28 protein-coding genes and 2 riboswitches are annotated in these 23,878 nt (G+C 43.0%); of the genes, 18 read left to right on the top strand and 10 right to left on the bottom strand.

The annotated features are described in order from the left end of the window. Window positions 1–193 precede the first annotated feature (193 nt). Complete coding sequence (locus tag ACR65F_RS04595) at window positions 194–385, bottom strand: CsbD family protein (RefSeq protein WP_440503435.1); 192 nt, start codon at window positions 383–385, stop codon at window positions 194–196. A 218-nt stretch (window positions 386–603) separates the two neighbouring features. On the opposite strand from ACR65F_RS04595, the gene ACR65F_RS04590 reads away from it, so the two are divergent. Continuing rightward, entirely contained in the window at window positions 604–1,011 is a 408-nt protein-coding gene (locus ACR65F_RS04590; RefSeq protein WP_039042635.1) for a UCP033725 family protein, read from the top strand. 34 nt (window positions 1,012–1,045) lie between these two features. On the opposite strand, the gene ACR65F_RS04585 is transcribed toward ACR65F_RS04590, so the two are convergent. After that, entirely contained in the window at window positions 1,046–1,861 is an 816-nt protein-coding gene (locus tag ACR65F_RS04585) for a flagellin N-terminal helical domain-containing protein (RefSeq protein WP_440503434.1), read from the bottom strand. Window positions 1,862–1,967: 106 nt separating this feature from the next. Beyond that, complete coding sequence (locus ACR65F_RS04580) at window positions 1,968–2,090, bottom strand: hypothetical protein (protein WP_440503433.1); 123 nt, start codon at window positions 2,088–2,090, stop codon at window positions 1,968–1,970. Window positions 2,091–2,266: 176 nt separating this feature from the next. On the opposite strand from ACR65F_RS04580, the gene ACR65F_RS04575 reads away from it, so the two are divergent. The 6 genes from ACR65F_RS04575 (at window position 2,267) to ACR65F_RS04550 (ending at window position 7,749) form a co-directional block, all read left to right on the top strand. After that, window positions 2,267–3,076 (top strand): polyphosphate polymerase domain-containing protein, encoded by an 810-nt coding sequence (locus ACR65F_RS04575; protein WP_440503432.1) that lies wholly within the window; start codon window positions 2,267–2,269, stop codon window positions 3,074–3,076. After that, the gene (locus tag ACR65F_RS04570; protein ID WP_440503431.1) at window positions 3,045–3,728 is read left to right on the top strand and encodes a DUF4956 domain-containing protein; all 684 of its coding nucleotides are present in this window, start codon (window positions 3,045–3,047) and stop codon (window positions 3,726–3,728) included. Before ACR65F_RS04575 ends, ACR65F_RS04570 begins: the two co-directional genes overlap by 32 nt. Before the next feature lie 130 nt (window positions 3,729–3,858). Further along, window positions 3,859–4,938, top strand: a complete 1,080-nt coding sequence (locus tag ACR65F_RS04565; protein WP_039042637.1) for an AI-2E family transporter — start codon at window positions 3,859–3,861, stop codon at window positions 4,936–4,938. Window positions 4,939–5,030: 92 nt separating this feature from the next. Beyond that, window positions 5,031–5,855, top strand: a complete 825-nt coding sequence (locus tag ACR65F_RS04560) for an ABC transporter permease (protein WP_369795205.1) — start codon at window positions 5,031–5,033, stop codon at window positions 5,853–5,855. 4 nt (window positions 5,856–5,859) lie between these two features. Next, window positions 5,860–6,633 (top strand): ABC transporter ATP-binding protein, encoded by a 774-nt coding sequence (locus ACR65F_RS04555; protein ID WP_039042639.1) that lies wholly within the window; start codon window positions 5,860–5,862, stop codon window positions 6,631–6,633. A gap of 27 nt (window positions 6,634–6,660) precedes the next feature. Next, window positions 6,661–7,749: an ABC transporter substrate-binding protein gene (locus tag ACR65F_RS04550; RefSeq protein ID WP_440503442.1), complete on the top strand. Its 1,089-nt coding sequence runs from the start codon at window positions 6,661–6,663 to the stop codon at window positions 7,747–7,749. 50 nt (window positions 7,750–7,799) lie between these two features. Here the strand turns inward: ACR65F_RS04550 and ACR65F_RS04545 are convergent, their stop codons facing one another. The 3 genes from ACR65F_RS04545 to ACR65F_RS04535 form a co-directional block, all read right to left on the bottom strand. Next, window positions 7,800–8,765 (bottom strand): DMT family transporter, encoded by a 966-nt coding sequence (locus ACR65F_RS04545; RefSeq protein ID WP_440503430.1) that lies wholly within the window; start codon window positions 8,763–8,765, stop codon window positions 7,800–7,802. Between the two features lie 12 nt (window positions 8,766–8,777). After that, complete coding sequence (pepT, locus tag ACR65F_RS04540; protein WP_039042744.1) at window positions 8,778–10,004, bottom strand: peptidase T; 1,227 nt, start codon at window positions 10,002–10,004, stop codon at window positions 8,778–8,780. A gap of 128 nt (window positions 10,005–10,132) precedes the next feature. After that, on the bottom strand, window positions 10,133–10,354 hold the full coding sequence (locus ACR65F_RS04535) for a DUF2187 family protein (RefSeq protein ID WP_039042641.1): 222 nt from the start codon (window positions 10,352–10,354) through the stop codon (window positions 10,133–10,135). A gap of 244 nt (window positions 10,355–10,598) precedes the next feature. Between ACR65F_RS04535 and ACR65F_RS04530 the strand changes: the two genes are divergently transcribed. The 3 genes from ACR65F_RS04530 to ACR65F_RS04520 all read left to right on the top strand — a co-directional run bounded on the left by ACR65F_RS04530 (window position 10,599) and on the right by ACR65F_RS04520 (window position 13,785). Further along, window positions 10,599–10,865 carry a metal-sensitive transcriptional regulator gene (locus ACR65F_RS04530; RefSeq protein WP_039042642.1) on the top strand — a complete coding sequence of 89 codons (267 nt, stop codon included), beginning with the start codon at window positions 10,599–10,601 and terminating at the stop codon, window positions 10,863–10,865. 140 nt (window positions 10,866–11,005) lie between these two features. Further along, entirely contained in the window at window positions 11,006–11,917 is a 912-nt protein-coding gene (locus tag ACR65F_RS04525; protein ID WP_440503429.1) for a hypothetical protein, read from the top strand. Between the two features lie 349 nt (window positions 11,918–12,266). Next, window positions 12,267–12,381, top strand: a riboswitch (SAM riboswitch). Window positions 12,382–12,495: 114 nt separating this feature from the next. After that, window positions 12,496–13,785, top strand: a complete 1,290-nt coding sequence (locus ACR65F_RS04520; protein WP_440503428.1) for an O-acetylhomoserine aminocarboxypropyltransferase/cysteine synthase family protein — start codon at window positions 12,496–12,498, stop codon at window positions 13,783–13,785. Between the two features lie 46 nt (window positions 13,786–13,831). Here ACR65F_RS04520 and ACR65F_RS04515 read toward each other — a convergent pair whose 3' ends face one another. The 3 genes from ACR65F_RS04515 to ACR65F_RS04505 form a co-directional block, all read right to left on the bottom strand. Continuing rightward, the gene (locus ACR65F_RS04515; protein ID WP_039042644.1) at window positions 13,832–15,331 is read right to left on the bottom strand and encodes a BCCT family transporter; all 1,500 of its coding nucleotides are present in this window, start codon (window positions 15,329–15,331) and stop codon (window positions 13,832–13,834) included. A 639-nt stretch (window positions 15,332–15,970) separates the two neighbouring features. Continuing rightward, complete coding sequence (locus ACR65F_RS04510) at window positions 15,971–16,201, bottom strand: MerR family transcriptional regulator (RefSeq protein ID WP_440503427.1); 231 nt, start codon at window positions 16,199–16,201, stop codon at window positions 15,971–15,973. 13 nt (window positions 16,202–16,214) lie between these two features. Then, window positions 16,215–16,700, bottom strand: coding sequence for a QueT transporter family protein (locus ACR65F_RS04505; protein ID WP_039042646.1), 486 nt, complete (start codon window positions 16,698–16,700; stop codon window positions 16,215–16,217). A gap of 8 nt (window positions 16,701–16,708) precedes the next feature. Further along, a riboswitch (PreQ1 riboswitch) is annotated at window positions 16,709–16,753 on the bottom strand. 120 nt (window positions 16,754–16,873) lie between these two features. On the opposite strand from ACR65F_RS04505, the gene ACR65F_RS04500 reads away from it, so the two are divergent. From ACR65F_RS04500 to ACR65F_RS04465, 8 genes are all read left to right on the top strand, one after another. Beyond that, a complete protein-coding gene (locus tag ACR65F_RS04500) occupies window positions 16,874–18,241 on the top strand; it encodes a sigma-54 interaction domain-containing protein (protein WP_440503426.1) in 1,368 nt (455 codons plus the stop codon). 118 nt (window positions 18,242–18,359) lie between these two features. Next, window positions 18,360–19,697 carry a branched-chain amino acid transport system II carrier protein gene (gene brnQ / locus ACR65F_RS04495; protein ID WP_039042647.1) on the top strand — a complete coding sequence of 446 codons (1,338 nt, stop codon included), beginning with the start codon at window positions 18,360–18,362 and terminating at the stop codon, window positions 19,695–19,697. A 159-nt stretch (window positions 19,698–19,856) separates the two neighbouring features. Further along, window positions 19,857–20,081 carry a KGG domain-containing protein gene (locus tag ACR65F_RS04490; RefSeq protein ID WP_039042648.1) on the top strand — a complete coding sequence of 75 codons (225 nt, stop codon included), beginning with the start codon at window positions 19,857–19,859 and terminating at the stop codon, window positions 20,079–20,081. Window positions 20,082–20,339: 258 nt separating this feature from the next. Next, complete coding sequence (locus ACR65F_RS04485; RefSeq protein ID WP_440503425.1) at window positions 20,340–20,669, top strand: four-helix bundle copper-binding protein; 330 nt, start codon at window positions 20,340–20,342, stop codon at window positions 20,667–20,669. Between the two features lie 152 nt (window positions 20,670–20,821). Then, window positions 20,822–21,214: a GntR family transcriptional regulator gene (locus ACR65F_RS04480; RefSeq protein ID WP_440503424.1), complete on the top strand. Its 393-nt coding sequence runs from the start codon at window positions 20,822–20,824 to the stop codon at window positions 21,212–21,214. Then, a complete protein-coding gene (locus tag ACR65F_RS04475) occupies window positions 21,211–22,107 on the top strand; it encodes an ATP-binding cassette domain-containing protein (protein ID WP_440503423.1) in 897 nt (298 codons plus the stop codon). The genes ACR65F_RS04480 and ACR65F_RS04475 overlap by 4 nt, the downstream gene beginning before the upstream one ends. Next, window positions 22,091–22,846, top strand: coding sequence for a hypothetical protein (locus ACR65F_RS04470; protein ID WP_440503422.1), 756 nt, complete (start codon window positions 22,091–22,093; stop codon window positions 22,844–22,846). The genes ACR65F_RS04475 and ACR65F_RS04470 overlap by 17 nt, the downstream gene beginning before the upstream one ends. After that, entirely contained in the window at window positions 22,843–23,550 is a 708-nt protein-coding gene (locus ACR65F_RS04465; RefSeq protein ID WP_440503421.1) for a hypothetical protein, read from the top strand. Before ACR65F_RS04470 ends, ACR65F_RS04465 begins: the two co-directional genes overlap by 4 nt. Window positions 23,551–23,592: 42 nt before the next feature. Here the strand turns inward: ACR65F_RS04465 and ACR65F_RS04460 are convergent, their stop codons facing one another. Then, the gene (locus ACR65F_RS04460; protein WP_231567245.1) at window positions 23,593–23,766 is read right to left on the bottom strand and encodes a hypothetical protein; all 174 of its coding nucleotides are present in this window, start codon (window positions 23,764–23,766) and stop codon (window positions 23,593–23,595) included. Window positions 23,767–23,878 lie beyond the last annotated feature (112 nt).

Genomic DNA, 23,878 nt, shown 5'->3' with positions numbered 1-23,878 from the left:
TAACACCTTTAAATTACAGTGTTAAAGCAGCCTAATCAAGGTGTTTTATAGTTGTCTCAAATCACTATGTCAGTCTAGTGAGTCGGTTTTTTGTGTGGAACATATACTGAGAGCGGTATACAGTTTGAGATTCTGTTAACCTCATAAAAAAAGTTGCTAGCACGTCAGAAATACCCGACGTGCTAGCAACTCATTACTTCACTCGATTACGATCGTCTTTCATTTCGCCGACTTTCTCTTGTGCATTCCCTTTCATCTTATCCAACTTACCTTCTGCTTGTTTTTTGGTATCGTTTGTAGCATTTCCGTATTGGTCTTTTGCCTCACCTTTAGCTTTGTTCACTGCGCCTTTTACTTTGTCTGAAAAACCATGATCTTGACTCATCAAAAAACCTCCTTGTAATATATAGTTATTTCATACCCCTGCAGTGAATAGGTTAAACACATATTAATATGGGGTATAGATACTACCGACTAACAGAGTCGTAGGAGAATGCGCCTTCACTCTTAATGCGAAATAGGACAAACCATGTCTATTGAAAATGTCTAATAATTTGTATACTAATAGATATACATTGTTACGAACTCTTCGGAGGTGATCAGATGATTCGCAGAGGAAGATTCGCCCGCTGGAATGAGAAGGAATACGAGATTAGTTCTAGAAACAAACAAATCTACTTAGCGACTACAGATTCAGATGAACTACAAAATGGTTTCAAACACATGGGGGGGTCAACGGCTTCACTGCTTAGAGCAGTTGAGGTGAAGGAGCTGGATGACGCTTATGAAATCGTACCTTATGCAATACTGGACGGACATCGATTTGCGATTGAAGGAATTGATTCTCATACCGGGATGGTGAAACTTGTGACGAACAACGCATTTACCTTAAAAAAAATAAAAGTACTTCCATACGGAAGCGATGAGTACATGATTGAACTGCCACTTCATAGCATTACTGTAGAAGAAGACCGCATTCCGATTCTTGGTTTTGAAAATCGGTTCGTCTAAAAACCCGTCACGCCTCTTCACAGGCGGACGGGTTTTACTGTTTCAACAACTGCAACACAGACTGAGCTTGCTGCATATGAAGAGACAATACATACTGTCCCACTTGAGCAAGTAAATTCGCCTTTGTCAGTGCCATCATTTCTTTTGCGATATCGGCATCTCGAATTCGGGATTCAGCACTGGTCAGATTTTCTTCCATTGTCACAGCGTTGTTATACGCGTGTTCTAATCGGTTGCTGATTGCACCGAGCCTACCGCGTTCGGATGAAACAGTTTGAACGGCCTTATCCAAAATTCCAATTGCTTTTTCCGCATCTTCTTGAGTCGCAATCGAAACGTCGTCAAGTCCTAGAGATGTCGAACTCATTGAATTGATACCAACAGAGATTGTTTGTCCCGCGTTCGCCCCTACTTGGATTTTTAAGTCTGTCTGAGAGCCATCAAGTAGTGGTTTTGTATTGAATTCCGTGTCTTTAGATGTGCGTTGAATTTCCTTTTTAAGCTGCTGAAACTCCTCGTCTAACATCTTACGGTCTTCATCAGTCAATGTTCCATTAGAAGCTTGAACACTCAACTCACGCATGCGTTGCAACATGGAATGCGTCTCATCCAGAGCTCCTTCAGCTGTTTGAATAAGCGAGATCCCATCCTGAATGTTGCGCTGAGCCATAGCCAATCCTCTTATTTGACCTCGCATTTTTTCTGAAATTGCAAGACCCGCAGGATCATCTGCCGCACTGTTAATGCGTAAACCCGTGGAAAGACGGCGCATGGACATAGCTGCAAGAGAATGCTGAGTATTTATGTTCCGAATGACCATAAGTCCGGTTGATTGCCACTGACCGAGCACAGAAATCACCTTCCTTTTATGTAATATCGGTTAATAATCTGAATTGTTAATACAAAAAGCAGCCAGGGATATCCCCCAGCTGCCTATAACGAATCTAGAGCAGAGCTTACTTTGAAGAACTGCTTCCTGCGAATGAGTCAAATTGCTTCATCATCTTATTCCTGGAGTCTTCGTTGCGCATTAAGTACGCAACTCCAAGACCGAGAGCCACCAGTGCCGTCTTTTTCATAATGAAACACTCCTCCTCATATACATTCGATTCTTCTATAACCTACCCAAAATCGACGAAAGTATACAAAAAATTCACGTTCTCATCATTTTCTAATGCATCCTTCAGAGAGTTCACATTTCAATCTTGTAAAGTCGTCTTTACAAAGAGAAAACAATTGAATAGGAGGAACTGATGTGGCGATTGAAATCTTTAGCAGAAAAGAACAGAAGTATTTAATCACACGCCATCAATATGAAGAATTGGTAGAACGTATTGGACCTAAAATGCGGAATGATAAAAATGGAACGGAAGGGAGATATTCTGTTACTAGTCTTTACTTCGACAGTCCGGACAAATCGATTTATTTTGAGACCAAAAATAAATTGAAGTATCGCCAAAAACTGCGATTACGTGTGTATGACGAGGCAGACTTGAACAGCACTGCTTTTTTTGAAGTGAAGCAGAAACACAAAAAAGTGGTCAACAAACGTCGGATGTTGTTGCCACTGGGGGAAGCTTACCGTTACCTAGAAGGTGATATCAAAGAAGATCTGTCAGATATCAATACATCCAATCGACAAGTTATGAAGGAAATTGACTATTTTCGAAAATATTATAACTTGAAACCGGAAATGGTCGTCAGTTATAGCCGTCACGCATTGCATGGGGTGACAGACCCTGAACTGCGCATAACGTTCGATTTCGACTTGAAGTGCCGAAAAGACGACTTACATATCGAGAACGGACCTTATGGAAATCACTTTATCGACTCGGACCTTGTTGTGCTAGAAGTGAAAGTGGATCACGCGGTGCCACTTTGGCTTGCGCGTATCTTACAGGACTTGAACTGTGAGCAACGTAGTGCATCGAAGTTCTGTACGAGTACGGAGTTATTAGACGGTGAAGTTTTGCCGCAAACAGGATATACGGAGCCAAAAGAATTAGAACAACCAACAATTGGAGGAATGGAAGATGGATCAGATCACGAGCTTGTTTACATCTAATGGATTAGAAGGTGCACCAACAATTTGGATGAGTTTGGCTGCAATGGCATTAGCTTTTGTTCTTAGTTTAATCATTACGAAAGTGTACCAAATCACGTTTACGGGAGAACGCTATTCTCAAGCGTTTGTCCATACAATCATTATGATGAGTGTTGTCGTGTCAGTTGTGATGAACGTAGTGAGTGATAATGCAGGAGTTGCGTTTGGGTTGTTCGCTGTTTTCTCCCTTATCCGTTTCCGAAGTGCCGTCACAAACGCGAAAGACATTTCATACATTTTCTTCGGTCTATGTGTAGGGATGACAGCAGGATTGTTCCAGTTCCCACTCGCAATTGTGTTAACACTGTTCGCGAGTTTGATCTTCTACTTATTGTACAAAGTCGATTACGGCAAAGGAAAAGATACACAGTTGTTGAAAGTGACTGTACCTGAAAACTTGAACCACGAGAGCTTGTTGGATGACATTTTGGATGAAAAAACAGACTTTTATCAGCTTCGACAAGTCGAAACAACGAATCTTGGTACGATGATCTTATATACATTCGCTATCCGTAGCAAAGTCGACACGAAAGACCAAGTACTCCTTGATGCAATTCGTGAACGCAATGCCAACTTGAAAGTATCGCTCTCCTACTTGGAAATGCGCGACTAACAAAAAAGGGGGTCATTCCTTCTATAAAGGGATGATCTCTTTTTGGTTTTTTCTGCGTTAGACACCATGCACGGAAAATCGTATACTAATAACAACTAAACAATATAGTAATTGGAAAGGAGGCTGTGTCTTGACGAAGAAACTGTGGTTTCAATCAGGCGTCGCCATTTTACTAGCGTTATTGATTATTAAATTCTTTTTAGAAATCAATTATATCTTTGCGCCAGTTGGTATTATTGCCAAAGCCATCATCCTTCCTCTCGTTCTGGGTGGTGTGCTGTATTACATGACCGAACCGATTCAACGTTTTCTTGAAAAGCGGAAAGTGCCGAGGTGGGGTAGTATTCTTATCATTTTCGTCATCTTAATAGGTGGGGTTTATGCGTTCTCTGCAGTTGTCGGTCCTCCTGTCGCAAATGAGGTTAACAAATTAATCGACAATGGCCCAACGATTGCAAAAGAATTGACACATTTAACAGACGTGGCGCTCGAACAGAAGAGAGATTTACCTCCAAAGCTTGAGGAATCACTTAACAGTGCAGCAGATAAAATACAGTCGTATGCGTTGAAATTTGGTGGGTGGATTGTTTCGTTCTTACAATCATTCGTCCAAGCGATTGTCTTACTTGTGCTTGTACCTTTCTTCTTCGTCTTCATGTTGAAAGATCATGAGAAGCTCGCACCTAAAATATACAACTATTTCAGTGGCAAGCGACGAGAGTGGGTAAAGAAAACCATTCATGATATTGATCATGTGTTACGTAGCTACATTCAAGGTCAATTTTTAATCAGTGCGATTCTCGCGACGATTATTTTAATCGGCTATTGGATTATCGGCCTTCAATATGCGCTGCTCATTGCGATTTTTACGTTATTCATGAACTTGGTTCCGTTCATCGGACCGTGGATCGCTGTGGTGCCTGCGATTCTCATCGCATTTACACAAGATCCGAAATTGGTCATTTGGGTTGCTGTCATCACTTTAATCGCCAACCAAGTGGACAGTAACTTCATTACTCCGAACGTAATGGGGAAATCTCTCGACATTCACCCGCTTACCGTCATCACCCTGCTACTTGCAGCAGGTAATATCGCAGGATTTGTCGGAATTATCGTAGCTGTGCCTGTATATGGGGTAGCTAAAGTAATTGTCACAAATATTTATGCAGCACGACAAGATATTAAGAAGACCGCCACGAAAACGGTTTAGAATAGCCTCCGCCTCCTTTACTAGGATGCGGAGGTTTTTTATATAATTGCCCACCCAGCCTAGTAGGCCGGTGCATAGATTGAGGTGAGGTGGTGAAAGTGACTCAATCAGGTAAAATTGTGCAAGATCCTGTGCGTGTAGAACGAGCAGAATGGAAGCGTCAGCAAACGAAAGCACGACTGCAACAACTGCTCACAATTGTCTCTCCAGTTTTTTTACTTGTGCTATGGGAAGTCCTATCTCGAACCGGTGTCATGGATATCCGTTTCTTCCCACCACCGTCCGCAATCTTGCAAACGTTCTGGGAACTGCTAGTTAGCGGCGCAATTGCAGAACATGTTGGTGTCTCTCTGTATCGTATTGCGCTAGGATTTCTCGCAGGAGTGATTCCGGGAATCATTATCGGTTTGATGATGGGGCTATTTACTCCGATCCGGCACTTTGTTTCGCCGCTCGTGATGGCGCTCATGCCGATTCCGACACTCGCGTTACTTCCGATTATCATTATTCTATTCGGGATTGGAGATCTGTCGAAAGTCATCACAATCGCAGGAAGTGTATTCTTCCCAGTCGTCATCAATACCGCTGCGGGTGTTCTTAACATCGACAAAATTTACTTAGATGTTGCAAATAACTACGGGGCGAGTAAGTCTCAGTTCTTTTTCAAAATCGCACTACCTGGTGCACTTCCGGTTATGTTAGAAGGCATTCAGATGGGGCAGGCGATTGCGCTATTAACAATAGTAGCTGCGGAAATGATGGGTGCAACATCGGGTATCGGCTATCTGATTTGGACGTCGTACAAAGCATTTTTACTCCAAAATATGTTTGTCGGGTTGATCATGATTTCGTTCTTTGGTTATTTGTTCTCATTGCTGTTGAGGGGTCTTCAGAAAAAACTGCTGCCATGGAGGTGAACAGATGCCCCCTAAAATTGAAATTAACGATTTGACGAAGGTGTTTGTGAAGAAAACAGGAAGTGTGACAGCACTGCAAAATATCTCTATGACAATTGAAGACGGCGAGTTTGTCTGTCTGGTCGGACCGAGTGGCTGTGGTAAAACTACGCTACTACGCATTTTAGCAGGACTTGAGAAACACAGCGCAGGGAACTTTAAGATTAACGCTGAACAGTCGAAGCGCCCGTTGCAATCCATGGTGTTTCAAGAAAAAGGGATTTTACCTTGGATGACAGTCCAAGACAACGTCGCGTTCGGTCTTGCAATGCGAAAAGCTCCGAAAGACATCATTGCGAAGCAAACCGCTTATTATTTGGAGAAAACCGGTCTCACACAATTTGCGAGTCTGTATCCAAGTGAATTGTCCGGAGGCATGAAGCAACGTGTCAGTATTGCGCGTGCGTTTGCAAATGATCCGGAAATCTTGTTGATGGATGAACCTTTTGCTGCTTTAGATGAACAAAATAAGTTTATCCTTCAAGAAGAATTATTGAGTATTTGGGCAGAAACGAAAAAAACGGTGCTGTTCATCACGCATAGTATCGATGAAGCACTCATGCTAAGTGATCGAATTTTACTCATGAGTGCACAGCCGGGGCAAATCATACAGGAAGTTCGGATTGACCGACCCCGTCCACGTAAAATCGAAGAAATTCGGAAAGATCCAGAACTGGCAGCGCAGTTTGTCGACATCTGGCAGCATCTACAAAAAGAAGTGCAGAAATCGAGAACATGACGAAAGGGGAAGCGTGTGAAACAGCGGATGAAGGTAGGTTGGCTTGCAGTTGTATTAGGTGTTGCCGTTGTACTTGGAGGATGCGCGGAGAAAGAACCAGCGAAGCCTGAATCGGTTACAAAGCCTAGCGAAGGAGCTGAAACAGGTCAGCTTTCGCCGCTCGAAAAACGGACGAAAGTCGTCATCGCAGAAGATGGGGCAGCGTCCGGAGCTGGATTTTATATTGCGAAAGAACGCGGATATTTCGATGACTACAACATTGACGTGGAATTCACTGATTTTGCAAATAGTGATGATATGCTTCCAGCACTTGCCGCTGGAGAAGTCTCGATTGCTGGTGGGGTTTCTACTGCTTCCTTCTTCAACGCAATCGCTCAAGGGATTGACGTGCGAATCATTGCAGACAAAGGCCACAACATGCCGGGCGAATCGTATTTTTCTTTTGTCATCGGTAATCACATGAAAGACGTCATCAAAGACTATCCAGATTTTAAAGGTAAAAAGATTGCAGTTTCATCACGGAATTCGATTGATGGATACATCTACGAGGAAATGTTGAAGCATGCGGGTCTCACAGAGGAAGATGTAGAATACGTCCACATCGCAGATTTCGGCGCAATGCTCGGTGCGATTGACTCTGGAACAATCGATGCTGCACTCAATATAGAGCCATTGATCGCACAGGGGATTGACAAAGGATTCCACGTACGTTTCGGAGACGCGACGGACTATGCTCCAGAATCCCAGATCGCAATGGTACTCGCATCGCCACAGTTCATGGAGGATGAAGAATTATCAATCCGCTTCATGGCTGCCTATTTAAAAGGAGTTCGGGATTATAATGACGCGTTTTTCGAAGAGGTAGACGAGGATGCGATCATCGACATCATGGTGGAGCATACAGCGCTTAAAGATAAAGAGTTATGGGATAAGGTTTTTGTAACGGGTCTCGACCCAGACGGCAAGATGTTCGTGGATGATATTCAAAAGCAATATGAGATGTATAAAGCGAACGGTGCGATTATTGGAGATATCGATTTCAATAAAGCGATTGATACATCTCTAGCAGAAGAAGCAGTTGAATTACTTGGGGAATATGAGGCTGCTACGAAGTAATAAAACAGACTGTCCGAAACGTCAGGTTGTCTGACGTTCGGGCAGTATTTTTATGGATTTTCTAGTAATGCGCGTTTTGCAGCGACAGCAGTTTGCCAACTATGAAGGGACATGCCAATAATAATGACTGCGATGCCTACTAAAGAAATTGGACCAGGGAGCATCAAGTTAAGTAGAAGCATTTCACCTACCATCGCAAATATGAGCTCAAGTGACTGTGTCGCCTCAACTGCAGCAAGCCGTCCCTGATCATGTTGAACTAGATCGGTTGCCATGAAAAATAGGGTCGTCGCAATGACACCTGAACTCACCCCGACAACAAATGACTGACCGAACTGGCTCCAGGAAGGGAGTCCCACTGTTGCCCAAGCATAGATCGCAAGTGCAATCCAAACGGGCAACGTCATCAGAGTCATCGCAAGTACCCGCTGAAACGTATCAAGTGATCCACCCAATAGTTCCATCATTTTGCGATTGCCAAGTGGATAAGCAAAGGCTGCAATTAGGACAGGTAATGTTCCAAATGCGAGAGCTTTCCCTGAAACTGACTGCGCATGAGGGATTTGTATCAAGACCACTCCCGCAAGTATGACCAGTGATATCAAAAGCGAGGGTAGGGGGATCCGTTGTCTAACACGATGCTTGCCTTCAGCTGTTTCTACAGTTAGGAAAAAGAGTGGTGCTAGTAGAACGCCCGCAACAATTGTTAATTGCCACGTCCCCGCAAGCAGCCAGCCTGGTGCGTAGGCTGCTGAAAAGGTTAAAGGACCATAAAATAACACAAACGCGACAAAACTCCATGCGAAAAAGGGCCACGGTTTGGCAGTCATTTCACGCTTGACCGCCCCGAGCCCTTTTCGCGCAAAGACAATAGCAAAGAGAAACGGAACCATGAAGAAATAGCGGAGTGACGCGCTCCACATCCAGCTGCCTCCAGATAATTCCATTGAGCGGTTTAGTACAAATGTAACCGCAAAAAAGACAGCGGCGAGTACGCCAAGCCAAATCCCTTTCATGGTAACGCCTCCTTATGCACGAGATTCGTATAATTTTACAGCCTCAATGATGACTTGTGCCGCTTTTTCCATCGTTTCTGCAGAAACAAACTCGTAGCGACCATGGAAATTTTCTCCTCCAGCAAAAATATTAGGTGTTGGTATGCCCATATAGGAAAGCTGAGATCCGTCAGTACCGCCCCGGATTGGTTCAATTATTGGAGAAATGCCTAATTTGTTGAATGCTTCCGAAATGATATCGACGATTTCCATATGCGGCTCAATCTTCTCGCCCATATTGAAGTATTGGTCTTCCAATTCAAGTTCAATCGCGTCTACGCCATAATCCGATTGCATCTGAGCAACTGTATCGAAAAACAGTTTCTTGCGTGATTCATACGTTTCCTTGTCGAAATCACGAATAATATAGTCTAATACGGTCTTTTCAACAGAACCTTGAATGTCCATTAAGTGGATGAATCCTTCGCGTCCATCCGTTAGCTCAGGGATTTCTAAGCCAGGCATTGCTGCTTGGAATTCTTGTGCACGTAAGATGGAGTTCACCATTTTCCCTTTTGCAGTACCGGGGTGGACGTTCGTTCCTTTGAACGTAACACGTGCCCCGGCTGCATTGAAACTTTCATACTGCAACTCACCAAGTGGGCCACCGTCCATTGTATACGCAAAGTCTACGCCAAAAGCATCCACGTTAAATAGGTGTGGGCCACGTCCGATTTCTTCATCAGGTGTGAAAGCAACACGTAATTTGCCATGCTTCACTTCGGGATGCTCTTGGAAATAAGCCATCGCCGTCATGATTTCCGCAACACCGGCTTTATCATCAGCACCAAGTAGTGTCGTACCATCGGTTGTGATCAACGTCTGTCCGATATAGTTTTGAAGCTCAGGGAAGCGACTAACAGAGAGGACCGTGTTTTCATTCAAAACCAGGTCACTGCCGTCATAGTTGTCATGGCGCTGTGGATTCACATTTTTACCCGTGAAATCAGGTGATGTATCAACGTGCGCTAAGAATCCGATTACAGGGATCTCTTTGTCTGTATTCGCAGGAAGTGTTGCGAACAAGTAGCCGTTCTCATCCAGCGTAATGTCTTCCATACCTAGTGTTGTGAGCTCTTCCTTCAATAGATGTAACAAATCCCATTGGTTAGTGGTGGAAGGAGTTGTAGAACTCTTTTCATCAGACTCAGTGTCAATCTTTGCATAGCGGATGAATCGTTCCAATAGTTGTTCTTTCATCACGTCAAAAAATCCCCTTTCAATTCTATGTACTTGAGAGTCACCTCATGCAATCTGGGAATTAGGCAGACGACAAAACCGACAGAACTGGTGTGATCTGTCGGAGGTTGAAGTCGGTGCTCTCTAGATTATTCGACTGTATAATTTTTGTGAGCGACAACCGTCAGTGTGGATGCTGCTCCAATCAGATCGGCGTCCTCTTCAGAAATTTCTACAATAACGGAGTTTTCTAAGATCTTGTGGATTGCCCCTAAAACGAAAACATCATTACGAGTGAACGAAATTTTTTCGCCAATTTTACGTGCTGCGATAAAATCAGAGACAGGATGCTCTTTACGCGGAAAAGCCAAACGAATCCCTCCTCTAGTCTGTTTCGATATCTTTCGTATTGTGAAGACCCATGGCCATTCAGAAAAACAGACAGTGTGTTGTGCGGTTGGCCCGGTGGTTTGGAACATAAAAAATTGTAATACTTCCATAAGTATAGCATAATTCGAACAATTTCGCGCTTTTCTTGTCGAAAGAGGTGGAATTGATTGACCTTATACCAGAAGGGGTATATTATGAACGTAGTTAAGAGAGGTGGCCAGATCCATGGAATACGATGCAAAGGTAGTCAATCGTTTAAAACGAATAGAAGGTCAAATTCGCGGTGTCCTACGGATGATTGAGGCTGGTGATGAATGCAAAGACGTCATTACACAGTTGTCTGCGTCTCGCTCAGGAATCGATAGGACCATCGGGTTAATTGTGAGTACGAATCTGATTGCCTGTATGGAAAACGAAGAGCTTTCGGATAATCCGCAAGCAAAGGAGACGCTTGTAAAAGAAGCTGTCGACTTATTAGTAAAGAGCCGCTAACTGCAGGCTCTTTTTTTTGTGGGCTGAAAAATTAAAACCTTCTTACAGTTTTCTCATCAAGTCCTAATAATCATCTCAGAGTCCTCTCAGACTGTGGGGTTATGATATAAGTATCCCAAAAGGAAAAGGAGAGGAACAAGATGAAAAAGACATTGATCACAGCAGTAAGTGCACTACTTATTTCCGCAGGAGGTGCGAACGCAGCGACATTTGCACATGCAGATCAAAACGCAGATGCACAAAGCTCATACGCACACGTACAACACAACTCGAACTACGGTCAGCAAGTAAACCAAGACATCACAGGTCTGGAAGAGTACGCATCAGTTGCTTCCGTCATCGACCCAACTAGCTTCACTACACGTGTTACTGAAGACAACGTGTCCAACCGGGTAATTCTTTTCTCTGATAACTACGGTCGTACACAGTACAAGAGTGTCTTCGTGAAAAAGACAGGACTTCTGAAAGTCATCAACTTAAAAGGTGGTGGAGTTGTCCTTGAAACGACTGTGAAAGCAGATGCACCACAAAAACCAGAAGTGAAGCCTGAGCAGCCGGGAAGTGCTATTAGCGTCCTCCCTGAGTACAAAACACTGGCTTCAGCAGTAGACTTGACTGCTTTGACACCTGTCATCGTATCAGATAACTACAATAACCGTACGATCCTATTGAAAGATGCGAACGGTCAGGGACAATATAAGAGTGTCTTCGTGAAAAAGACAGGTCTATTAAAAGTCATTAACCTAAAAGGCCAAGGAGTTGTCATTGAAACAGTCGTAAAAGAAGACGCAGCAACACCAGCTCCTGAAGCGAAACCTGAACAGCCTGCAAGCACAATCAGTAGCCTGCCTGAATACAACACACTCGCAGCTCACGTTGACCTAAGCACACTCACACCAGTAGTTGTCTCTGATAACTACAACAACCGCACAATCCTATTGAAAGATGCAAACGGACGCGAGCAATTCAAAAGCATCTACGTGAAACGCACAAACATGCTCAAAATCATCAACCTAAAAGGCGGCCAAATCTTTTACGGCGCAGCTCAATAATTAATTCTTACCCGCAGACCGAAGTCTACCAAGACTTTGGTTTGCGGGTTTTCTATCTCTTTCTTCTCTTTACCTGTTTCATGTGGTTCGTTGTCATATTAGGATCCGTTGATTGTAGTGGAAGACGGCGACTCCGGAGGGATGCTAATGGAAACAACCTAAGTTCGCGGCGTCCTGCCGCAACGGTTGCATGACCTACATCCTGTAGGCCCGCATCCGACTGTAGTGGAAATCAACCCCGTAATAGTGTTGATTGTTAAACTATCAAATAATTTAGATTTAACTGTTGACTTTCTATTTTCAACCAAGTATACTCAGTTCCAAGATGGAAAACTGAATAAGTCACAAACTCTTATCAAGAGCGGCGGAGGGACTAGGCCCTGCGATGCCCGGCAACCGGCAAGCTTACCAGCTTGCAAAGGTGCTACTTCCTACAGATCTATTATGGATCTGAAAGATAAGGGGAAGTGCCAGCAATGGCAGATCCTCTTCTATAGGTAGAAGGGGATCTTTTTAGTTTCCCCATCACCCGTCCGGTGTGCGCAGTTCCATCAATCTAATTTCCGGAGGTTTTGTAAATGACGAATTTTCAACCCGAAACACTTTTGCTGCACGGTGGTCAAGAACCCGATCCAACAACTGGATCACGAGCTCTTCCTATCCACAGAACCACATCATTCGTATTTCGTGACACGGACCACGCCAAAAACCTTTTTGCACTGCAAGAAGCTGGCAACATCTACACACGTATCACGAATCCAACAGTCGCAGTATTTGAAGAACGCATCGCGTTACTCGAAGGAGGCGCTGCAGCCGTTGCACTCTCATCTGGTATGGCGGCAATCGCGTTCTCAATCTTGAATATTGCAGAAGCTGGTGACGAAATCATTGCAGCAGCCAACCTTTACGGCGGAACGTACAACTTATTTGCCACAACGCTGCCGAAGTATGGGATCACTGTAAAATTTGTCGACTCAACTGACCCGGAAAACTTCCGTAGTGCTATTACGGAAAAGACAAAAGGTATATTTGCTGAAACAATCGGTAACCCGAGCTTACAAGTGCTCGATATCGAAAAGGTTGCATCGATTGCACACGAAAGTGGCGTTCCACTTTTAATCGACAATACATTTGCGTCCCCATACGGATGCAATCCGATTGAATTTGGCGCTGACGTTGTTATCCACTCTGCCACGAAATGGATTGGCGGTCACGGAACAACGATTGGCGGCGTAGTGGTAGATGCAGGAAAGTTCGACTGGACGCAAGGCAGATTCCCTGCTTTCACGGAAGCGGACGAATCGTATCACGGATTACGCTACGGCATCGACACGGCAGGCGCTGCATTTGCGACAAAACTCCGTGTCCAAGGACTTCGTGATTTCGGTCCATGCCTCGATCCTGACAGTGCATTCAACTTCCTACAAGGCTTGGAGACGCTTCATTTGCGAATCCAACGTCACGGAGAAAACGCACAAAAGGTCGCACAATTCCTGAAAGAGCATCCATCTGTTGAATGGGTTACCTACACGGGTCTCAACGACCATCCAACAGCAGAACTTGCCAAGAAGTATTTGAAAAATGGAGCAGGGTCCATTATTGTTTTCGGAATTAAAGGCGGGCGTGATGCAGGACGTCGTGTGATCGACAACGTTGCTGTTTGGTCCCACGTAGCGAATGTTGGAGATGCAAAGTCGCTAATTATCCATCCGGCTTCAACAACGCACCAACAGCTTTCTGGCGAAGACTTGAAAAATTCAGGTGTTACTGAGGAACTCATTCGTCTCTCAGTGGGACTTGAATCAGCAGACGATATCATTGCTGATCTAGCACAAGCGATTGAGAAGGCAGCTCCCGTTAACGTATAATTACAGAAAAAACACCCGAGTCCTCATTTGGATTCGGGTGTTTCGTTTATTTATGTCTAGGGTGTTTGTTGTGTTTCAAATCTTTTTGCAACTCTTTGAAAAGGGCCGTCACCATAAACAGGATGATGAACGAAAACGGAAGGGCTGCGATAATTATCGTATTCTGCAGGGCGGAAAGACCACCAACAGATAGTAAAATAACCGCAATTCCGGATTGGATTAATCCCCAAATCATTTTCACACTGTTAGGTGGGGTTAACGAGCCATAAGTCGACTGCATCCCAAGTACAAAGGTCGCTGAATCCGCCGATGTGATGAAGAACGACGTAACCAGTAAGATTGCAAACGCAGATGTTAGTGTGGACCAAGGCAACTGGCTAAACATCTGGAAAATCACAAGTTCCGTATCAACGGATGCAAGATCCGCGACGCCGGACTTCTGAATTTCAATCGCAGTTGTCCCGAAAGCTGAGAACCAGATGAAACTAAGAATACTTGGAGCAAGCAATACACCCACCATGAATTCACGAATCGTACGGCCTTTTGACACACGAGCGATAAACATACTGACGAACGGTGCCCAAGAAATCCACCAAGCCCAGTAGAAGATTGTCCAAGTGTCTAGCCATTCACGATTTCCAGCATTCAGTGGAGCGGTACTTAAACTCAAGTCGATGAAATGAGAGATATAACCTCCGACTGAATCTGTAAAGATGTTCATAATTAGCAATGTAGGTCCTAAAATAAGCATGAACCCAAGTAATGCCAGAGCTAATACAAGATTCGTATTAGACAAGTAGCGTATTCCTTTACTTAGTCCTGACCACGCAGACATGATGAACAAAACGGTAACTATTGAAATGATAATGAATTGGGACCGTATGCCGATTTCAAACCCGAACAAATAGTTCAGGCCGGCATTAATTTGAACAGCGCCAAAGCCGAGAGACGTGGCCACGCCGAATGACGTTGCAAAGACTGCGAGAACATCGATCATTGTTCCCCATGGCCCTTTCATTTTGTCGCCAAAAATCGGCTTCAGTGTTGCTGAAATTAATCCTGGTTCCCCTTTTCGGAATTGGAAATACGCTAAGCACAGCGCAACGATTCCGTATAGTGCCCAAATGTGGATTCCATAATGAAGAAAAGTTTGACGCATGGATTCTTTGAAAGCCGCATTCGTTCCAGGCTCTGCAGTTGCTGGGCTAATAGCGAAATGTGAAAGTGGTTCAGCCGCGCCATAGAAGACGAGTCCGATTCCCATTCCGGCTGAAAATAGCATTGCAATCCAGGTAATTGTGGAGAATTGTGGACGATCTGTGTCTTTTCCCAATCGAATTTTTCCGTACGGGCTAAAGATTAAGTAGATACTGACGCCAACTAATAGCGTCATTAATAACATATAGTACCAACCGAATGCAGTGGACACGAAGTTTTTCACGATGCCAGTTCCCGCTTCAAAACGCTCTGGATCAATGACACCGTAGCCAACGGCCAAGACGATTAGACCAATCGTTATATAGAAGACATTTGATATTTTTCTCATGGTTCCCCCTTAGCGACGATAGTTTTCATAAGCAGTTTACCACTATACTATTGATTTTGAAGAAGTGCAACCGTATAGCTAGCGCGCCCCAGGGGAGTTCTAAGCTTATGGATTGTTTCTATTATTTACAGTATTCAATGAAGGTAAACCTGAAAGCGAGCGTTTCGCGAAATAAAGTTTAGTAATTGTCACAAAGGTACGTGGGGTGATCATAAACTGGGGGAAGTGATCATAAAGCATGAAAAGTGCTCATAAACGCAGGGAAGTGATCATAAAGTATGGAAAGTGCTCATAAAATTAGGAGAGTGATCATAAAGGATGAAAAATGCTCATAAACTCAGGAGAGTGATCATAAAGCATGAAAAATCATCATAAACTGGGGGAAGTAATCATAAAGCATGGAAAATGCTCAGAAACGTGGGAAAGTGATCATAAATCTCGTTGGGCGAGTAGTAGCCCCAAAAAAATAAGCGTAGCGCAACCAATTAATCCCTTAAAGTACTTGAATTGTGTCCCATTGCCGATCCCACTCCCGACAATTGTGATTCTTCTATTGAAACTGCTCATCCCCATCCCCATCACTACATACCTACAAAAAAACTGCAGAGTCATCAGCATGCCTGATAACTCCGCAGTTTTTCAATCTTCATCTTTAATATCACGATCGGGTGGTATTGGTTCACTACGCCATTCGTCTATTTGTTGCTTGAGTTGCTCTAATTGTTCGAAGTAAAGACCAAATTGTCCTTCACTGATCAAAAACTGAGTACCGTCGTGGACTGAACGAATTCGCTTGTCCAACACATATTGTCGGACTTGTTCAACGGGCATACCGAGTTTGACAGCTGTCTCTTCAATCGTCAGGTACATACTTCATCCTCCGTCAAATCAATTTTGAGAGTGATATCCGTTTATTCAATGTATGCATAAGTGGAATTCCGATTGCCATGACAATGAATTCACTGATGGCAAGATAACCCCAAGTAATCCAGAATGGGAAGCCGAGCACTAAATGTAGTTGCCAAGAGATGATGCACATTGTTGTCGTGAAGACGGCTGTATTGACCATCATCCGTATCACAGGGCTAGAGATTTTCTTTACAAGAAAAATTGTGATACTTAATGAGATAATCGTATGGCCAACACCAAATAGAAGGTCAATTGGGCCGACTTCGGATAATAGTAAGTTTGACACAAAGACACCGATGACGATGCCGGCGAAATATTTTTTGTTAAAGACGACCAGATGGTTAAAGATTTCAGCTAGACGGAACTGAATGTTCGTAAAGCCGAAAGGGGCTAAGACAATCATAACGGCCACGTAAAGTGCGCCAATGATGCCGCTTACTGCGAGTGTTCTTGTTTTCATTTCGTATAAGCTCCTTAGTTTTTTTTCGTGGGAGGATTTCGAACCACGTAATTTGAACGCTTCTCAGTTTAGCACTTTATAATGGGTTCGTACAGTGGACAATAGGGATTGTTAGCATGGATATTGTCAGGTACACTTACAAGTAAAACAGCTTTAGGAACAGGAGGAGCTGTATGAATCATTTAGGTGATGGCAAGTTGGATTTGCTGGCGGGCTATGATAATGTCTTGGTCGTGAACGATCTAGGAGAGACCCTTTACTATGACGTTGCAGATTTGTCGATTCTCGTGAAGCTCGGGCACCGTCCTGAAGATTTCATCGGGCAAAATATACTGAGTTTTTACACGAATTTAGATGCGTCGAATAGTACTGTCATGACGGTACTTCGAACAGGACAAGCAATGACAAATGTTGAGCAGCGTCTAATTACGAAAACAGGAAGTTCGTATACATGTAAAAGTTCCACGTATCCTATTGAGGACGGTGGGACAATAATTGGAGCAATTGAATTTTCTACCCATTATTTTGACAAAGAGGATCTCAAGCATGTTGAGGCCTATGCTGGACATCCCATTTACAGGAAAAATGGTACACAATATACAATCGATGACATAATTGCGACGAGTCCGTTTATGGCTAGTTTAAAAGAAAGACTGCCGCGATTAGCTAAAAGTGACACGAGTATTTTACTATATGGAAAAACAGGAACAGGAAAAAATGTAATTGCTCAAAGCATTCACAACCTAAGCGAGCGTTTTGCAAGCCCTTTTGTGACTCTAGACTGCGGGGGACTCGTAGGGGAAGCGGTAGAACGTGTGTTGTTTGGAGTAGAGAATCAGAACGCGCTATCTATTCCTGGTATTTTTGAAAAAGCAGATGGAGGAACGTTGTTTTTAGATGAAATCAATGTGCTGCCGCTAGAAATGCAAGCCCGTTTGTTGAAAGTAATCGGAGACAAGAGAGTCCGTCGTGTCGGAGGAACTGAAGAGATTTCGGTCAATTTACGGATTATATCAGCGATGAACGAAAATCCTGAAGAATTGATCCAAAATAAGCAGCTGCGTGAAGATTTTTATTATCGACTGGCAGTGTTAAAAGTGAAATTACCGGAGCTGAAGGATCGACAGGAGGATATCCAACCATTCATTGATTATTTTATCCAGTTTTACAACAATCGAATGGATATGCATGTAACGGAGTTGGAGAACGAGCTGAAAAATCTCTTTTTTGCTTATAATTGGCCAGGGAACATTCGTGAACTTCGCAATGTAATTGAAGCGGCTTTCCATCAAGTTAATGGTAGGACGATTACTGCTGAAGACGTTCCGCTTATAGGAAATCTGCAAACAGAGCTTTCAGAAACGGCCAATCAACCGATACATACAGGGAATTTACGTGACGCCATGGATGAGTTTGAACGTGTGCTCATTCAAAATGAATATAAAAAGGCAGATGGAGTTCTCGCGGAAACAGCAAGACAACTTGGGGTTTCAAAGCAGTCGTTGAAATACAAACTCGACAAATACGGATTGCGTACATGAATTTTTACGAGGAGGGGAAAATTTTCCCCTCTTTTTTTGTTTTCAGGAAACTGTTTATAATGACTATAACAAATATTAAAACTTTAAATTGAAAGCGATTACAAAGGGAGTGTTATAAGTGAGCCGTCGAGTTTCCCATATATTCATATTAGGATTTGCTCTGTTTGCCCTATATTTTGGTGCGGGAAATTTAATATTTCCTCCTTCCATCGGACTTGAAAGTGGATCAGAATGGATTTCATCCCTACTTGGATTTTCATTAACAGGTATTGTGCTTCCGTTACTTGCTGTATTCGCTATTTTGCAAGCTGATGGAAAGTTTGAAAACTTGACGAAACCAATTAGTCCATGGTTCTATGCGGTATTCAATTTGTTGTTGATGGTTGGAATTGGTGTTTTTGTCACAATACCGAGAATGGCAGCCACCACGCATGAACTAGGAGTTGGAGCTCTCTTCCCAGGTGTTCCGTCATTTGTTACAATTATCGTATTTTTTGTGATTACATTCTTCTTTGCAAAAGATGCTTCTAATGTAATTGATCGGATTGGACGTTATTTGACACCAGTCATGGTTGCCCTTCTTTTGTTCATTGTCGGAAAAGGAATTTTTTCACCTCTTGGCACGCCGACGGATACAGGTATTACGCAAGCGTTTTCGAAAGCATTTGTAAATGCCTACCAGACGGGAGATGTGATTACTGGAATCTTATGTGCCCCAATTTTCATTTTGGCAATTCGACACTATGGTTATACAGGTAAAGAGGCTAAGAGTATTGCGGTAAAATCCATCGTGATTGCTGCAATGGGCTTACTGATTGTTTATGGTGGATTACTTTATATTAGTGCGGGTGCGACTTCCCTATTTCCGGCAAAGGTTGAGAGTACCATGCTCGTGAAGGAACTGATTAGTCGTCTTCTAGGCGGGGGTGGGGCTGTAGCGCTCGCCATTGTAATTGCACTTGCTTGTCTGACGTCAACAATCGGGGTTGTCGCGGTTATTGCAGAGTTTTTGAAGAAGTTAGTTCGTGAACGCATCGGATATACTGCGTGGGTAGCAATTATTTGCACCATTTCAGCATCGATAGCAACATTAGGTGTTGAAAGAATTGTGGATTATACGATGTGGATATTTACATTACTGTATCCGATTGCAATCGTTCTAGTCATGTTGGGGATTTTCCATAAATCTATACCGAGTGCTGGAATCTATAGAGGTGCAATATTAATGACATTCATCGTCAGTGCGCTCGAGACACTAGCTGGATTTGGAATCGGAAAAGATTTCATCCTAACAACTCTCGGCTATCTGCCGTTAGGGACTAGTGGATTTGCATGGCTCGTTCCTGCGATTGTAGGTGGGATTGTCGGATATGGATTAGATCGGTTCTTCGGAGTTAAAAAGCAGGTCTTATCACAAGCAGTAATGGATGAAAGTAGTACGGAAAGTGGTAACTAACCCTTACTTCAGCCTCCGGGTTTATATCGCAAAATAATAAACGTAAACCACACTGTTAAGTATACAGTGTGGTTTTTCTCGCTCGACAAGTTTGTTCCAAGAAGAACTGGGAATATAGTCAATAACTATAAACAGAATTTTACGTTGGGAGGACTGAAGATGACAAACCAAGAGAATAAGGAAAAAATGTCGAGAGAAGAAGCAGGGCGCATGGGTGGGAAAGCGACGTCTAAGAAGTATGATAAAGAATTTTATCAAGAAATTGGTAAAAAGGGTGGAGAAGCAACCGCTCAGAATCATGGTAAGGAATTCTATGAGGAAATTGGACAAAAGGGTGGCGTAGCTCGCGCAGAACATAGGAGTAACAAAACGGACAGCAACTAATGCATTGGCGAAGTTTTAGAATTTCCATTTCTACTATCGGATGAAATAGTGAGGCAGAGCATCACATATGCACGTACACTATTTAAATGAAGAACCTTTAAAATAAATCTCGATTGATGTTTTCTTCAAAGCGGGAAGGGAACATATAAAAAAGAGTACAACCCAAAGGGCAGACAGTTGGTGCATATCACTTCCATCCTCACTAGACGGAGCATATGTCCACGTCTGGCTGCCTAACTCATTGAAGGAGGAATTCGAATGACCTCTCAACAGTACGAGGAATGCTTAAAAGCATGTATGGAGTGTCTTGAGGCGTGTAACAATTGCTTCGATGCTTGCCTAAAAGAAGATGATGTAAAAATGATGGCAGAATGCATACGACTGGATCGGGAATGCGCAGACATCTGTGCATACGCTGTTCAAGCGATGACGCGTAACAGTCCATTTGCGAAAGAGATTTGTCAGCTATGTGCTTACATTTGTGACCATTGTGCAGAAGAGTGTGGCAAGCATGACCACGATCATTGTCAACGTTGTGCGGAAGCATGTAAGAAATGTGCGGATGCTTGCCGTAAGATGCTGGCCTAATTCACGGCGGGACCAGTCAGATTCCTCAAACACAAAAAAATATTTCAAGAGAGCATGCCTTTTTTCGACAGGTATGCTTTTTTGTGTTGCAATTATCTGAATTAACACGTATAGTACATTACAACAGTAATGTACTATGTAGCGTGAAGGGAGTGACGGTTTTGCATGACGTAGACGGAGAAAAGCCGATTTATATACAAATTGCCGATTGGCTAGAGAATGCAATCATCGATGGCACTTTGCAGGTCGATGAAAAAGTCTATTCACAATATCAGCTGGCGGAACTTTTTACCATCAACCCTGCAACTGCGGGAAAGGGGCTGACGATTTTGCTGGAAGCGGAACTTGTCTACAAAAAAAGAGGGCTTGGAATGTTTGTCGCACCCGATGCACAAGAAAAACTCCGCGCCAAAAGGAAAGAACAAACACTTCTGAAGATAGTTCAAGATTTACTCAACGAAGCGAGTCTCCTCAACATCGGTACTGATGAACTAAACCAGATAATCGAAAAAGAACGGAAGCAACGGAAGGGGGACCAGACATGACGGTAATATCTATGAAACACGTTAGTAAAAACTATTCTAGAATCGCTGCATTAACCGACTTAACTGTCAAAATTGAAGAAAATGTCATTACAGGTATCGTAGGAAGAAATGGTGCGGGAAAAACGACGTTGCTTAAAATGATTGCAGGATTTCAGAAGGCAACAAAAGGTGAATTGCGTGTATTCGAGGAAAACCCATTCAGAAGCCTGCTCGTCTCTGCTAATTCTATCTACATCGATGATGCAATGAGTTATCCAGGTTCGATGAAACTGCACGAACTGCTCGATGAATTCAATCGGTTTTACGCAAATTGGAACGAAGAACTTGCGGTTCGTCTTATGGAATACTTTTCAATTCCGCTGAACACGCGGCACCGGTTTTTATCAAAAGGAAAACGAAGTACGTTCAACGCAATCGTCGGGATTGCGGCACGTTGTCCCCTCACGATTTTCGATGAACCTACGACAGGAATGGATACAGCAGCGCGCAATGACTTCTATCGCGCCTTACTGAAAGACTACATTGCGTTCCCGCGAACCATTTTGTTGTCCAGTCACTATATCGATGAAATGAAAGACGTGCTGGAAGACTTACTCGTAATCCATCGAAAGCGGATTCGCTATCATGGATCGATTTCTGACTTGCAAGAGGCACACGTATCGATACGTGGATCATCTGAACAATTGTCAGGATCCACGTTAGGGAAAACCATTGTGTCTAAAACAACGAGAGGTCTGCAAGAAGAGTGGATTGTGGAAAATAACTTTTCAGATGCGGAACGTGCAGAACTCAACCGACAGGGCATTACCAATTTGACCGTTTCACTGAATGATGCATACTTAGCCTTGACGGAACAGCCGAGAGGAGGGATTGACGATGTCTTTAACGCATAGAACGATGGGTGAAGTTGTGAAACAGCAGTTTTTGTTTAAGTTGAGAAGCAATGCGGCAGTAATTACGTTTTTATTTGTAATGCAAGCTGTTGTTTGGGGACTTATGATCGGCGGAGCAAACACGGGATTGAGTATGTCAACGTTTGAACTTAGGTGGAACTTAATCACTAACGATGGGGTTGTGATAGCTAGTCTGTTATGGGCGCTAGTAGTTGGGGTAATACTGACGACCCCTGGACAGCGAAATGCTTCTTTTACATATGTGTCATCTCCGGTTATAGAGAACCTAGCGAATTTTTGTTTCTTTGGCCTCGCAGCGATAATTGCTGGGGTAACCACAGTTTTGTCGGGCAGTGTTATGAAATTAGTGGTGTTCATGAAAGATGGAAACAGCATAATTGAAACGGGGGGATTAATTGCAGCACCGTTGGATTTCTTTTCACGCATAGTAGTTATGATTTTATACACATTGTTAATTATGGTTGTAGTTTATACTTTTATGCTTTTTGTTCAAATGAATCGCTTGATGATTGTCCCAATCGTTCTATTGGTGTTACTTAGTACTAAATCGAGTGTTTTTGACCTTCTGGGTATTGAGGGTAATATGGGTACCTTATTTGACTTTTTCTATAAGGAATCCTCCTTCTGGTTGTTTTTAGTAAAAACAGGCGTAGTAATGGTAATAGTAAGCATTCTTAGCTTCTTTCCTTCTTCCCGAATTGAGGTGAAACAATCATGACAGCAATTGAATCAGTTCTACCGATAATTGCTGTTATCTTGCTGTTTTTAGTTGTCTGGGGGATTCAGCGTGCGTTGCAAAATCGCTTTACGAGAAAGACTCATTATAAAGTAATAATTGGATATATAACATTTTTGCTCTTTGCGTTGATTGTCACAGAAATCTTAGAACAGACAACAAGTTTGAATCCGCCACGGATAACATCACAAGAAAAGGTGGATGTAGGAAGAGCCATATTATCAGATAAATCTATCCCGAAAAACCAGTTGGTTACTGAACGAACCCATGAGGTAGATGGCAAATTATCAATAAAGGCTGAACAACGTGAATACGAAACTATCTTTTATATAGAAAGATCATTCGAGAATGGAAATACCGTGACTGAGCGTGTTTATAAACCAAGTTTGACAATTGGAGATGGTGGAAATGGGGGCAAGAGCTATGATTTGTCCCAATATGTAAAAGTTAGTTTGCCGGTATGGAAAGGACAAGAAGTGGTAATGCCATTTCAATCCAAGCAGGAACTCTTTATCTCTGCATACCGAGACTCTATATTCATTAGTCAATTAACAAGTAACCAGGTTGGCAATCGTTATGGGGGTTCCGAGATGAGTTACGGTATTGTTCATCTTATCATTCCGGAAAACATTGAACTGGATATTCAATTAGCCCCCGATTACTATGTAGAGGTTCCTAGAGATTAACAAACAATAATGCCCCCGTTTTTAAAACGGGGGCATTATTAATCACCGTTTCGGTTTCTTCTGTTCTGTTCCTTGTCCAGCTGCTTTTTTCTTCTTCTTAGCTGCATCGTTCTGTCCAATTACATCAAAATCATCGGGACTCAAATCCATCCCGTATCCGAACTCTTCACGGCCCAGCTGATTTGCTTTCTGTTTACGTTTCTCCTCTTTATCCAATGGAATCACCTCCATTGAAAAGTATGTGCATCCTCAAAAGAATCATCCTCAAACACATCTTAAGAATTTCTTCATATTTTCCCTTCTCAAATGTTAAGAAGTCCCTGTTACA

It is taken from the genome of Sporosarcina sp. SAFN-010, from assembly GCF_059415065.1.
This window is presented reverse-complemented; position numbering and strand designations above follow the sequence as displayed.